Source organism: Streptomyces sp. NPDC053048 (assembly GCF_044547045.1).
In the GTDB taxonomy this organism is placed as follows: domain Bacteria; phylum Actinomycetota; class Actinomycetes; order Streptomycetales; family Streptomycetaceae; genus Streptomyces.
The window spans coordinates 37,073-49,731 of the sequence record NZ_JBITZS010000010.1; the positions used below are offsets into that span (position 1 = coordinate 37,073).

At 71.7% G+C, this 12,659-nt stretch carries 13 protein-coding genes; 8 read left to right on the forward strand and 5 right to left on the reverse strand.

Annotation, left to right across the window (positions count from 1 at the left end):
- Positions 1-197: 197 nt before the first annotated feature.
- The gene (locus tag ACIG36_RS25965; protein WP_399932440.1) at positions 198-1,109 is read right to left on the reverse strand and encodes a glutaminase; all 912 of its coding nucleotides are present in this window, start codon (positions 1,107-1,109) and stop codon (positions 198-200) included.
- A gap of 47 nt (positions 1,110-1,156) precedes the next feature.
- On the opposite strand from ACIG36_RS25965, the gene ACIG36_RS25970 reads away from it, so the two are divergent.
- Positions 1,157-2,074, forward strand: coding sequence for a 1-aminocyclopropane-1-carboxylate deaminase/D-cysteine desulfhydrase (locus ACIG36_RS25970; protein WP_399932443.1), 918 nt, complete (start codon positions 1,157-1,159; stop codon positions 2,072-2,074).
- 368 nt (positions 2,075-2,442) lie between these two features.
- On the opposite strand, the gene ACIG36_RS25975 is transcribed toward ACIG36_RS25970, so the two are convergent.
- Complete coding sequence (locus tag ACIG36_RS25975; protein WP_399933361.1) at positions 2,443-4,035, reverse strand: Na+/H+ antiporter; 1,593 nt, start codon at positions 4,033-4,035, stop codon at positions 2,443-2,445.
- Between the two features lie 56 nt (positions 4,036-4,091).
- On the opposite strand from ACIG36_RS25975, the gene ACIG36_RS25980 reads away from it, so the two are divergent.
- The 4 genes from ACIG36_RS25980 (at position 4,092) to ACIG36_RS25995 (ending at position 6,584) form a co-directional block, all read left to right on the forward strand.
- Positions 4,092-4,352 carry a UBP-type zinc finger domain-containing protein gene (locus tag ACIG36_RS25980; protein ID WP_399932446.1) on the forward strand — a complete coding sequence of 87 codons (261 nt, stop codon included), beginning with the start codon at positions 4,092-4,094 and terminating at the stop codon, positions 4,350-4,352.
- A gap of 110 nt (positions 4,353-4,462) precedes the next feature.
- Entirely contained in the window at positions 4,463-5,020 is a 558-nt protein-coding gene (locus ACIG36_RS25985; RefSeq protein WP_399932449.1) for a GNAT family N-acetyltransferase, read from the forward strand.
- Positions 5,021-5,218: 198 nt separating this feature from the next.
- The gene (locus ACIG36_RS25990; protein ID WP_126915983.1) at positions 5,219-5,635 is read left to right on the forward strand and encodes an anti-sigma regulatory factor; all 417 of its coding nucleotides are present in this window, start codon (positions 5,219-5,221) and stop codon (positions 5,633-5,635) included.
- Between the two features lie 16 nt (positions 5,636-5,651).
- Positions 5,652-6,584 carry an RNA polymerase sigma factor SigF gene (locus ACIG36_RS25995; protein ID WP_399932452.1) on the forward strand — a complete coding sequence of 311 codons (933 nt, stop codon included), beginning with the start codon at positions 5,652-5,654 and terminating at the stop codon, positions 6,582-6,584.
- A gap of 9 nt (positions 6,585-6,593) precedes the next feature.
- On the opposite strand, the gene ACIG36_RS26000 is transcribed toward ACIG36_RS25995, so the two are convergent.
- The gene (locus ACIG36_RS26000; RefSeq protein WP_399932455.1) at positions 6,594-7,067 is read right to left on the reverse strand and encodes a hypothetical protein; all 474 of its coding nucleotides are present in this window, start codon (positions 7,065-7,067) and stop codon (positions 6,594-6,596) included.
- Between the two features lie 82 nt (positions 7,068-7,149).
- On the opposite strand from ACIG36_RS26000, the gene ACIG36_RS26005 reads away from it, so the two are divergent.
- Together ACIG36_RS26005 and ACIG36_RS26010 are read left to right on the forward strand one after the other, a co-directional pair.
- Positions 7,150-8,118, forward strand: coding sequence for a diacylglycerol/lipid kinase family protein (locus ACIG36_RS26005; protein WP_399932457.1), 969 nt, complete (start codon positions 7,150-7,152; stop codon positions 8,116-8,118).
- Positions 8,119-8,442: 324 nt separating this feature from the next.
- Positions 8,443-8,700 (forward strand): WhiB family transcriptional regulator, encoded by a 258-nt coding sequence (locus tag ACIG36_RS26010; RefSeq protein WP_004937597.1) that lies wholly within the window; start codon positions 8,443-8,445, stop codon positions 8,698-8,700.
- A 133-nt stretch (positions 8,701-8,833) separates the two neighbouring features.
- Here ACIG36_RS26010 and ACIG36_RS26015 read toward each other — a convergent pair whose 3' ends face one another.
- Entirely contained in the window at positions 8,834-10,303 is a 1,470-nt protein-coding gene (locus ACIG36_RS26015) for a sensor histidine kinase (protein WP_399933364.1), read from the reverse strand.
- A 288-nt stretch (positions 10,304-10,591) separates the two neighbouring features.
- Positions 10,592-11,641, reverse strand: a complete 1,050-nt coding sequence (locus ACIG36_RS26020; RefSeq protein WP_399932460.1) for an SIS domain-containing protein — start codon at positions 11,639-11,641, stop codon at positions 10,592-10,594.
- Positions 11,642-11,753: 112 nt separating this feature from the next.
- On the opposite strand from ACIG36_RS26020, the gene nagB reads away from it, so the two are divergent.
- On the forward strand, positions 11,754-12,539 hold the full coding sequence (gene nagB, locus ACIG36_RS26025) for a glucosamine-6-phosphate deaminase (RefSeq protein WP_399933366.1): 786 nt from the start codon (positions 11,754-11,756) through the stop codon (positions 12,537-12,539).
- Positions 12,540-12,659: the final 120 nt, after the last annotated feature.

The following is a 12,659-nucleotide window of genomic DNA, read 5'->3' on the forward strand; positions in this document are numbered from 1 at the left end:
GCTCACCCGGCAGGTCGCCGCAAATAACCCTTACGCCCCTGCCAGGGCCCGTCCCAGCCCGCCCCGGCCCCTCCCGCCGCCTGTCAGCCGCGGGTTGTGGGCAGTCGTTCCGCTGGGCTGGGGGCACCTCCCAGCGGTAGCTGGGGGAGGGTGGGCACAACCCGACCACCGGGCCGCACCCGGCAACGCACCGGTGCTCAGAAAACGGACCACCCGGTCAAGGTGGTGAAGTGGTCAAGGGCGGCGACACCGGCCACCGAATTCCCCCGCGCATCCAGCCCCGGACTCCACACACACAGCGTGCAGCGCCCCGGTATGACGGCGACGATGCCACCCCCCACGCCACTCTTCCCCGGCAGTCCCACCCGATAGGCGAAGTCGCCGGCGGCGTCGTACGTGCCGCAGGTCAGCATGACGGCGTTGATCTGCTTGGCCTCGCGGCGGGGCAGCAGGCGCGTGCCGTCGGCGCGCAGGCCGTGGCGGGCCAGGAATCCGCCGGCGAGGGCGAGGTCCCGGCAGCTCATTTCGATGGAGCACTGCCAGAAGTAGTGCTCCAGCACCGTGGGGACGGGATTGTCCAGGTTCCCGTAGCTGGCCATGAAGTGCGCCAGCGCCGCATTGCGGTCGCCGTGCTCGGACTCGGACTTGGCGACGGCCGCGTCGAACGCGACGTCGGGATTGCCGCTCTCGGCCCGCAGGAACTCCAGCATCGTCGTACTGGCGTCACCGGTCAGCGTCTGCAGCCGGTCGGTCACGACGAGCGCACCGGCGTTGATGAACGGATTGCGCGGAATTCCGTGCTCGTACTCGAGCTGCACCAGGGAGTTGAAGGGATTGCCGGACGGCTCGGTCCCGACCCGCTCCCAGATCTTGTCGCCGCCCTCGGCCAGGACCAGCGCGAGGCTGAACGCCTTGGAAATGGACTGCACGGAGAACGGCCGCTGCCAGTCGCCCACGCCGTAGACGCCGCCGTCGACGTCGGCGACTGCCATCCCGAAATGGGCGGTGTCCACCTCGGCCAAGGCCGGAATGTAGTCGGCCACCTGTCCACGGCCGACCAGCGGCTGCGCGAAAGCGGCGACTTCCTCGAGTACGGCCTGGTAGTCCACGGTGGTGTGCTTCCTGTTTCTCCTTGCTGGCCGGGCAAGAGTACAAAATGGGTAGCGTGACCAGCGACAATCCCCCCGGCGCGGCCGAAATGGCGTCGCTGCGGCCCTGCCTGCCCTCCCCTCTCACGGAGGTGACGGACGAGCGCTTCACCCGGCACGGCCTGCGGCTCCTGCTCAAGCGCGACGACCTGATACACCCGGCCCTGCCGGGCAACAAGTGGCGCAAGCTGGAGCCGAACCTGCGCGCCGCGGCGGAGTCGGGCGCCCGCACGCTGCTCACGTTCGGCGGCGCCTACTCCAACCACCTGCGCGCGACGGCCGCGGCGGGCCGGCTGCTGGGCTTCGAGACCATCGGCGTCGTGCGCGGCGACGAACTGGCGGACCGCCCGCTCAACGAGTCCCTGGCGCGCTGCGCGGCCGACGGGATGCGGCTGCGCTTCGTCGACCGCGCGACGTACCGGCGCAAGACCGAGCCGGACGTCCTGGCCGCCCTGGTTCCGCCGGGGGCCTTCGTCATCCCCGAGGGCGGCAGCAACGCGGCCGCCGCGCGCGGCTGCGCGGAGCTGGGACGCGAGCTGCGGGGCGTGGCCGACGTGGTGGGCGTCGCCTGCGGCACGGGCGGCACGCTGGCGGGCCTGGCGGCCGGCCTGGCCGGGGATGCGCGGGCGATCGGCTTCCCCGTACTGAAGGGCGGCTTCCTGGGCGCCGAAACGCTCCGCCTGCAGGAGGCCGCCTTCGGCGGGCGGACGGGCGAATGGACGCTGGACGACCGCTTCCACTTCGGCGGCTACGGGAAGCGCTCCGCTGGGCTGGACACGTTCGCGGCGGACTTCGCCGCGCGGCACGGCCTGGAGCCGGAGCCGCTGTACGTGGCGAAGATGCTGTACGGCCTGACGGCCTTGGCCCAAGAGGGGGCCTTCGCCTCCGGCACGAGGGTTGTGGCCGTGATCACGGGGGCGCCGTAGGGGCCGGGCCCCGTGCCCACTGTTCGGGATACGGCCCAGTTCCGGGTGCGGCCCGGTGGTCGGGTTTGTGCCCACCCGTTCCGCCCTGCGGAACGATTGCCCACAAACCGGCCGACGGGCGGCGTGACCGCCCACGAACCGACGTCGTCGCCGGACCACCGGCGGCCCGCACCCGGCGTACGGACCGGAGGGGCCGGGGCGGGCTGGGACGGGCCCTGGCAGGGGCGTAAGGGTTATTTGCGGCGACCTTCCGGCCCACGTCTGCGCAGGAGGGGGGCCGTAAATAATCCAGCCCCAGAAGGGCCCGGCCCAGACCGACCCGGCCCCGCCCCACAACGCACCCGCACCGCACAAGCCCGCACCCCCACCTACCGCCGCCCACCCTCCCGATACGCCGCCGCCTCCTCCAGATCCAACCGCCGCAACAACGTCCGCAGCATCTCGTCGTCGATCCGCCGAGCGTCCCGCAGCGCCACGAACACCCCCCGCTCCGCCGCGATCACCTCCCCCGCCAGCCGCCGGTACGTGTCGTCCACCGACTCCCCCGTCCGCTCGTCGACCGCCCCCAGCCGCTCCCACACCGCGTTGCGCCGCCGCTCCAGCACCGCCCGCAGCCGTTCCGCCAGCGGCTCCGGCAGGGCGTTCCGCTCGTCGGCCAGCAGTTCCTCCAGCCTCCGTTCCGCCGCCGACGACGCCTCGCTCTGCGCCTGCGCCTCCGCCAGCGTCAGCGCACCCGCGTCCCGCCGCGGCAACCGCAGCCACCGGATCAGCACCGGCAGCGTGAGCCCCTGCACCACCAGCGTCCCGATCACGGTCGTGAACGTGAGGAACAGGATCAGATTGCGCGCCGGAAACGGCACCCCGTCATGCGTCGCCACGGGAATCGAGAAGGCGATGGCCAGCGAGACGACGCCCCGCATCCCGGCCCATCCCACGACCACCGGCGCCTTCCAGTTGGTCTCGGGTTCCCGCTCCCGGATGCGGCCGGACAGCCAGCGTGGAACGAACGTGGCGGGAAACACCCACAGGTACCGGATCACCACCACGGCCCCGAAGACCGCCACCGCGTACCCGGCGGCCTCCGCCACCCCGTACTCCCCCAGCCCCCGCAGCACCACCGGTAGCTGCAGCCCGATCAGCGCGAACACGGCGGACTCCAGGACGAAGGCCACCACCTTCCACACGGCCTCCTCCTGCAGCCGCGTGGCGAAGTCGACCTGCCAGGACCGGTGTCCCAGGTACAGGGCGACGACCACCACGGCCAGCACCCCGGACGCCTCCACCTGTTCGGCGGCCGCGTACGCGGCGAAGGGGATGAGAAGGGAGAGGGTGTTCTGCAGCAGCGGCTCCCGCACATGCGTGCGCAGCCAGTGGATCGGCACCATCAGCACCAGCCCGACCCCGATGCCCCCGGCGGCGGCGACCGCGAACTCCCGGATGCCCTCGGCCCAGCCCACGCCCTCCCCCAGGGCGGCCGCCAGTGCCACCCGGTAGGCGGTGATGGCGGTCGCGTCGTTCACGAGGGATTCGCCCTGCAGGATCGTGGTGATGCGCGACGGCAGTCCCAGCCGCCGCGCGATGGCGGTGGCGGCCACCGCGTCGGGCGGTGCGACGACGGCGCCGAGGACCAGCGCGGCGGCGGGCGGCAGCCCCGGCACCACGTGCGCGGCGACGTATCCGACGGCCAGCGTCGCGAAGAGCACGTAGCCGACGGACAGCAGTGCCACGGGCCGCATGTTGGCCCGCAGGTCCAGGTACGAGCTGTCGAGCGCGGCCGTGTGCAGCAGCGGCGGCAGCAGGAGCGGCAGCACGATGTCCGGGTCGAGTGTGTAGTCCGGCACCCCGGGCACGTACGAGGCGACGAGCCCGGCGGCGACGAGCAGCAGCGGCGCCGGCACGGGGGTGCGGCGGGCCGCGCCCGCGATGGCGGCACCACCGGCCACGAGCATCAGCAGTGGCATGACGTCCACAGATCACCACTCCCGTCGAACCAGCAGCCCCGGCTAACCTGGCAATCATGATCGACTGCCCGCACGTTCCCGCGCTGCCGCGCCCCGAACCGGCGCCGCTGACCCCCACGTGCCCGGAGTGCGAGGCGGCGGGCAGCCACCCCGTGCAGCTGCGGCTGTGCCTGGAGTGCGGTCATGTGGGCTGTTGCGACTCCTCGCCGTACAAGCACGCGACGGCGCACTTCGAGCGGACGGGCCACGCGGTGATGCGCAGCTTCGAGCCGGGGCAGAGCTGGCGCTGGTGCTACGTGGACAAGCACATCGTCTGAACGGGCGCGCCTGAACCGGCGCGCCCGTGCGCCCGGAACGCGCCCGGAACGTACCGGAACCGATCGGAACGCGCCCCGGCGCGCCCGCCACGCCCGGCTAGCATGCACGCATGATCCGATCCGCGACTCCGGCCGATGTCCCCGCGATCCACGCGATGATCCGCGAACTGGCGGACTACGAACGGGCGCTGGAGCAGGCCGAGGCCACCGAGGAACAGCTGCGCGAGGCCCTCTTCGGCGAGCACCCGGCGGTCTTCGCGCTGATAGCGGAGAGTGACGAAACGCCGGGCGAAACGCCGTCGGCCGACACCCCGGCCGCCACCGGACCGCTCGGCTTCGCGCTCTGGTTCCGCAACTTCTCGACGTGGACGGGCACGCACGGTATTTATCTGGAAGACCTTTACGTGCGTCCGCACGCCCGGGGCGGCGGTCACGGCAAGGCACTTCTCGCGGAGCTCGCCCGGATCTGCGTGGAACGCGGCTATCAGCGTTTCGAGTGGTCAGTCCTGGACTGGAACGAGCCGTCGATCGCCTTCTACAAATCCCTCGGCGCGGAAGCGATGGACGAGTGGACGGTGCGGCGATTGTCCGGAGATTCCCTCCGGGACCTTGCGGCGCTCGCGCAGAGTGACGAAAATCCCAACAGGGCGACTTCTCTTTCGAATTGAGACCGGCAGACCTCTAGCCACTGTCCGTGCTCATGGGCTTACCATGAGTGACAGTCGTGGGCCTGCGGCGCGGAGCCGCAGATCGCGATAGCGTCTCAGCCGGACCATGTGCCGCGCCGGCCCGCCCCGCCCTTCACCGGAAGGCAGCGGACCGACGCTCCGACAGCTCAAGAAGCTTGTGCCACCTTGGAGGTGAGGGTGTCCCCAATCGCAGGCGAGCCTGGGACGACCCAGGACTTCGTGGAAGTCCGGCTGCCCGCTGCGGGTGCCTACCTGTCGGTGCTGCGGACGGCGACAGCCGGCCTCGCGGCCCGCTTGGACTTCACCCTCGACGAGATCGAGGACTTGCGCATCGCCGTCGACGAGGCGTGCGCGATCCTGCTGCAACAGGCCGTTCCCGGCTCCGTGCTGAGCTGCGTCTTCCGCCTGGTCGGGGACGCGCTGCGGGTGACCGTCTCGGCGCCCACCACGGACGGCCGCGCGCCCGAGCGCGACACCTTCGCCTGGACGGTGCTCTCCGCCCTGGCCGGCGAGGTCGACTCCACGGTCGCGGAGGACCGGACGGTCAGCATCAGCCTGCACAAGAAGCGCGGCGCCGGCCCCGGGCAGCCGTGACGGAAGAGGGGGCTCCGTGAGTACTGCGTCATCGCGGGGAGTACGTACCCCGGCCATCCCGCAGCAGCCTGCCCGGCCGCACCCGGAGGAACTCGAGCCGGACCGCACGGGTCCGGAGCCGGACCAGGCGGGCGACCCATCAGAGCGGGCGGACCACATGGATCAGCACCAGCAGCGGCACCAGCACCCCGATCCGCACGACCGCAGCGGTGCCCGCGCCCTGTTCGTCACGCTGCGGACGCTCCCGGACGGCTCGCCGGAACGGGCCGAGCTGCGCAATCACCTGGTGCGGATGCACCTGCCGCTGGTGGAGCACCTGGCGCGGCGGTTCCGCAACCGCGGCGAGCCGCTGGACGACCTCACCCAGGTCGCCACGATCGGCCTGATCAAGTCCGTCGACCGGTTCGACCCGGACCGCGGGGTGGAGTTCTCCACGTACGCGACGCCCACGGTCGTCGGCGAGATCAAGCGGCACTTCCGCGACAAGGGCTGGGCGGTGCGGGTGCCGCGCAGGCTGCAGGAGCTGCGCCTGGCGCTGACGACGGCCACCGCCGAGCTCTCCCAGCGGCACGGCCGCGCGCCGACGGTCCACGAGCTGGCCGAGCACCTGGGGATCTCGGAGGAGGAGGTGCTGGAGGGGCTGGAGTCGGCCAACGCCTACAGCACGCTGTCGCTGGACGTGCCGGACACGGACGACGAGTCCCCGGCGGTCGCCGACACCCTCGGCGCGGAGGACGAGGCGCTGGAGGGCGTGGAGTACCGGGAGTCCCTCAAGCCGCTGCTGGAGGATCTGCCGCCGCGCGAGAAGAAGATCCTGTTGCTGCGTTTCTTCGGCAACATGACCCAGTCGCAGATCGCCCAGGAGGTCGGCATCTCGCAGATGCACGTATCCCGGCTGCTGGCCCGCACGCTGGCCCAGCTCCGGGAGCGCCTGCTGATCGAGGAGTGAGCGGAGGGATCAGGACTCGCGGGGCCCGATGCCCAGCGCCTCGGTCGCCGTGGGGTTCACCAGCAGCACGAGGGTGACCACGGCGGCCAGCGCCAGGGCCACGGCGGCCGCGATCAGCGCGCCGCCGCCGTTGAAGAGCGTCCAGGCCACCGGGAGCGCCATGATCTGCGTGATCATGGCGGGGCCGCGGCTCCAGCGGCGGCGCAGCCACAGGCCGCGCGCGGCCACCAGCGGCAGCACGGCCAGGGCGATCACGGTGAGGCCGCCGGTCTCCGCCTGCTGCGGGCTGTCGGGCTTGCCGAGCAGGCCCATCACCAGCAGGTAGACGCCGCAGGCGGCGAGCGCGACGCCCTCCAGGCCGGCGAGCACGGCGGCGGCCGTCAGCCGGGCCGGGCGGGGCCCGGCGGGCTCGGCGGCCGGCGCGGGGGCGCCCCCGCGGGCGCTCGTCCGGGCGGTTTTCGGGGCGGACTGCTTGCTGCTCACCCCTGCAGGGTATCGGTACGCAAATCCTCGGAAGCCGGGCCTGGGATGGGTCGTGTACCGACAGGTAGGTAGGCTGGCGCGCATGCGTGCGCTTCTCGTGGTCAATCCGTCGGCCACCACCACCAGTGCCCGTACCCGTGATGTCCTGGCGCACGCGCTGGCCAGCGACCTCAAGCTGGACGTCGCCACCACGGAGTACCGGGGGCATGCCCGGGACCTGGCGCGCCGGGCGGCCGAGAGCGGGAACATCGAGCTCGTCGTCGCGCTCGGCGGCGACGGCACGGTCAACGAGGTGGTCAACGGACTCCTGCACGGCGGGCCCGACCCGGAGGGCCTGCCGCGGCTCGCCGTGGTGCCCGGCGGCTCGACCAATGTCTTCGCCCGCGCCCTGGGGCTGCCCAACGACGTCGTGGAGGCCACGGGCGCCCTGCTGGACGCCCTGCGCGAGGGCTCGGAGCGCACGGTCGGCCTCGGCCTGGCGGCCGGCACCCCGGGGACGGAGGACGAGGGGGTGCCCGAGCGGTGGTTCACCTTCTGCGCGGGCTTCGGCTTCGACGCGGGGGTCGTCGGCCGGGTGGAGCAGCAGCGGGAGAGCGGCAAGCGTTCGACCCACGCCCTGTACGTGCGACAGGCGATGCGCCAGTTCTTCGGAGAAACGAACCGCCGGCACGGCACGATCACCCTCGAACGGCCTGGCGAGCAGCCACTCGAGAATCTCGTCATGTCGATAATCTGCAACACCGCGCCATGGACCTACCTGGGCAACCGGCCGGTCTACGCGCTGCCGGACGCCTCCTTCGACACGGCGCTTGACGTGCTGGGATTCACCAAGCTGTCGACGGTGACGGCCACCCGGTACGCCACCCAGCTGCTGACCTCGACGCCGGAGCGTGGGCCACAGGGCCGCCACGCTGTGTCACTGCATGACCAGGACTCGTTCACCTTGAAATCGCAGGCTCCCCTGCCCTTCCAGATGGACGGCGACCACCTCGGGCTGCGCAGAAGCGTGACGTTCACAGGCGTTCGCCGTGCACTGCGTGTGATTGTGTGAGTGCAAGGGCCTAAAGTCCTTCCACTCGAACGTTTAGACTGGGTTCCACCCCCTGGAATGACGGCTGTGACCTAGCCGACACCGAGGAATCAAAAAAAACTTTCCAGAAGGGGTTGTATCCGTCGCCGAGGTTTGCGAGTCTCTTCATGGCGATCGGGACAGCCCGCCATCAAGGCTTCCCCGAAGAGCCCGAACCCCCTCCTTATCTTCCTTGGACCGCACCAGTCTGCCTGGCTGGAGGTCGGCCCTTCCCTTGCGGGGGGATTCGTGAAAGCGTTCACATTCACAAGCCACGTAGCCGTAACACGAGGAGATGGAGCAGCCATGGACTGGCGTCACAACGCCGTTTGCCGCGAGGAAGACCCCGAGCTGTTCTTCCCCATCGGCAACACCGGTCCTGCGCTGCTGCAGATCGAGGAAGCCAAGGCCGTCTGCCGCCGCTGCCCCGTCATGGAGCAGTGCCTGCAGTGGGCGCTCGAGTCCGGCCAGGACTCCGGCGTCTGGGGTGGCCTCAGCGAGGACGAGCGCCGCGCCATGAAGCGCCGCGCCGCTCGCAACCGGGCGCGCAACGCGACCGCCTGACCCACCCCTCGGCCCCCGAGCCGCAGCGCGCAGCACCCCCCACCCGTGCGCTAAGCACAACAAAGCTTTGAGCCCCGGACCTCTCACATGAGAGGTCCGGGGCTCAGTGCTTTTCGCGCCCGCGCGTGAAGCGTTACGGCTTCTCCGCCCGCACGGGGATGTCGAGCACGACGCGCGTTCCCTGCCCGGAAGCGGGCACCATGTCGAACTTTCCGCCCAACTCCCCCTCCACCAGGGTCCGTACGATCTGCAGTCCGAGATTGCCGGCGCGGTGCGGGTCGAATCCCTCGGGCAGACCGCGGCCGTCGTCCTGGACGGAGATGAGCAGGCGGGCGTCCCTGCGGGTGCCGCCGCGCACGGCGGTGACCTCGACGGTGCCCTGCTCCCCCGGCCCGAAGCCGTGCTCGAGGGCGTTCTGCAGCAGCTCGGTCAGCACCATCGACAGGGGCGTGGCCACCTCGGCGTCGAGTATCCCGAAGCGGCCCGTGCGGCGGGCGGCCACCCGGCCCGGGGAGATCTCGGCGACCATGGCGAGGACCCGGTCGGCGATCTCGTCGAACTCGACCCGTTCGTCCAGATTCTGCGAGAGGGTCTCGTGGACGATGGCGATCGAGCCCACCCGGCGCACCGCCTCCTCCAGCGCCTCCCGACCCTCGGCGGAGCCGATCCGGCGGGCCTGGAGGCGCAGCAGGGCGGCCACGGTCTGCAGGTTGTTCTTCACCCGGTGGTGGATCTCCCGGATGGTGGCGTCCTTGGTGATCAACTCGCGCTCGCGACGTCGCAGTTCGGTGACGTCGCGCAGCAGCACGAGCGAACCGATGTGGCTGCCCTTCGGTTTGAGCGGGATCGCGCGCAGATGAATGACCCCGTCGTTGGCCTCGACCTCGAACTCGCGCGGCGCCCAGCCGCTGGCGAGCTTGGCCAGGCCCTCGTCGACGGGGGTGCGCGAGGGGGCCAACTGTGCGGTGGTCTCGCCCAGATGGTGGCCGACGAGATCGGCGGCGAGGCCGAGGCGGTGGTAGGCGGAGAGCGCGTTGGGGCTGGCGTACTGGACGATGCCGTCGGCATCGAGCCTGATCAGCCCGTCGCCGGCGCGTGGCGAGGCGTCCATGTCGACCTGCTGGCCGGGGAACGGGAAGGCCCCGGCGGCGATCATCTGGGCCAGGTCGGAAGCGCTCTGGAGGTAGGTCAGCTCGAGCCGGCTGGGGGTGCGGACGGTCAGCAGGTTGGTGTTGCGCGCGATGACCCCCAGGACCCGGCCCTCGCGGCGGACGGGGATGGACTCCACCCGCACCGGCACTTCCTCGCGCCACTCCGGGTCGCCCTCGCGCACGATGCGGCCCTCGTCGAGGGCGGCGTCCAGCATGGGGCGGCGGCCGCGCGGCACCAGGTGGCCGACCATGTCGTCCTGGTAGGAGGTGGGTCCGGTGTTGGGCCGCATCTGGGCGACGGACACATAGCGGGTGCCGTCGAGGGTGGGCACCCACAGGACGAGGTCGGCGAAGGACAGGTCGGAGAGCAGCTGCCACTCCGAGACCAGCAGGTGCAGCCACTCCAGGTCGGAGTCGTCGAGTGCGGTGTGCTGGCGTACGAGATCGTTCATGGAGGGCACGGGCCCGAGCCTACCCGCGGGCCCGGCGGGCGGGGATTTTCCCCGGCGGGGTGAATGGGCATGGACATCGACGAATGGTCTAGTCCACAATGAACGAGCAAAGTTTCGCCCCCTCCGCACAAGGGGGCGAAGTCGGCCCGTTCGGCCGTGGGGCCCGCACACCCCGCGGCACCGGGCGCCGGCCGACGTCGCTCCGGGCTGCGGTGCCGGTCGGGTTGAGGGTCCCGGCCAGGCGCCGCGGCCCGTAGTTCGTTGCGGGCCCGGCCCGCGCGGCCGCGGCTAGCGGGTCTCCGTCACCTTCGCCAGCGCCCGCGGCGCGTCCGGATCCTGTCCCCGCGCGAGGGTGACCTCGTACGCCAGCAGTTGCAGCGGCAGGATCTGCAGCACGGGCTGGAGCTCCTCGGGCACTCCCTCCGTCGGCAGCGCGAACCCGGCCGTCGCCCTGGCCACCTCGGCCTCGTCACCGACGACGACCAGGTCCGCGCCCCTGCCCCGCAGTCGCTCGAGCACCGGCCCGAGGGCCCTGCCGCCCCTGCCCTCGGCCACGATGGCGATGACGGGCGAGACGTTGTCGACCATGGCCAGCGGCCCGTGCAGCAGGTCGGCGCCGGAGTAGGACAGGGCGGGGATGTAGCTGGTCTCCATCAGCTTCAGCGCCGCCTCCTTGGCGGTGGCGTAGCCGTAGCCGCGCGAGGTGAGGACCATGCGCCCGGCGAAGCGGTAGCGGCCCGCGAGCTGCCTGACCTCCTCACCCCGCGCCAGCACCCGCTGGGCCAGCCCGGGGAGTACCCGCGCGGCCGCACCGTCGCCGCCGCGCAGGCCCTCGACGAAGAGGTAGAGGGTGAGCAACGAGGCCGTGTACGTCTTGGTGGCCGGGAGCGCCTTCTCGGGTCCGGCCAGGATGTCGATGTGGAACTCGGCGACCGCGGCGAGCGGCGAGTCCGGGTTGTTGGTCACCGCCAGGGTCACGGCCCCGGCCTCCCGGGCCGCCCTGGTGGAGGCCACCAGGTCCGGGGAGCCCCCGGACTGGCTGACGGTGATCGCCAGCACGTCGGTCAGGTCGGGCCGGGCCCCGTAGGCGGTGATCGTCGACATCGAGGTCAGTCCGCAGGGCTTGCCGAGCAGCACCTCGAGCAGGTACTTGGCGTACAGGGCGGCGTTGTCGGAGGTGCCGCGGGCGGTGAGCAGGACGAAGCGCGGGGCCCGTGCGGCGATCCGCTCCGCGGTCGCGCGGACGGCGGGCGCGCCCTCGTCGAGGATGCGGCGCAGGACCACGGGCTGCTCGGCCATCTCACCGGACATGATCAGGCCCGGCCGCTCCCTGCTCATGCCTTCAGTCGACCACGGGCCGCCGCCCGCCCGCCAGCCGGGAACGGGCCGTCGGCACTCTGCTAGATTGGTCTATACCACCGAGTTCTTTCTTCAGATCGGCAGGCCCAGCGTGGAAATTGTCATCGTTCCGGACGCCAAGGCAGGCGGCGAACTGATCGCGGAGGCAATCGGCGCCCTGCTGAACCGCAAGCCCGACGCCCTGCTCGGCGTGGCCACCGGCTCGACCCCGCTGCCCATCTACGAGGCGCTGGAGACCAAGGTCCGCGCCGGCGCCGTGGACGCCTCCCGCGCGCGCATCTGCCAGCTCGACGAGTACGTCGGACTGCCGGCCGACCACCCCGAGTCCTACCGTTCCACGGTGCTGCGCCAGGTCGTGCGGCCGCTGGGCCTGACGGAGGAGTCCTTCCTGGGCCCCGACGGCACCGCCGAGGACGTCCAGGCCGCGTGCGAGGCGTACGACCGCGCGCTGCCGGAGGCCGGCGGGGTGGACCTGCAGATCCTCGGCATCGGCACCGACGGGCACATCGGCTTCAACGAGCCGTGCTCCTCGCTCGCCTCCCGCACCCGCATCAAGACGCTGACCGAGCAGACCCGCGTCGACAACGCGCGCTTCTTCGACGGCGACATCGACCAGGTGCCGCACCACGTCATCACCCAGGGCATCGGCACCATCCTGGAGGCCCGCCACCTGGTGCTGCTGGCCACGGGCGAGGGCAAGGCCGACGCCGTGGCGGCGTCCGTCGAGGGCCCGGTCTCGGCCCTGGTGCCGGCCTCCGCGCTGCAGCTGCACCCGCACGCGACGGTCGTCGTCGACGAGGCGGCGGCCTCGAAGCTGAAGCTCGCCGACTACTTCCGCGCCACGTACGCGGCAAAGCCGGCCTGGCAGGGGCTGTAGCCCCTGCCAGGGCGGGACATCCGGCGCTGCCGACGGTTCGGCACCGCCGGATTCCGCCGTTGTGGCCGAACGCCGTCGCGGCGGGTTCGAAAGGGGCACGGTTCGCCCCTTTCGAACCCG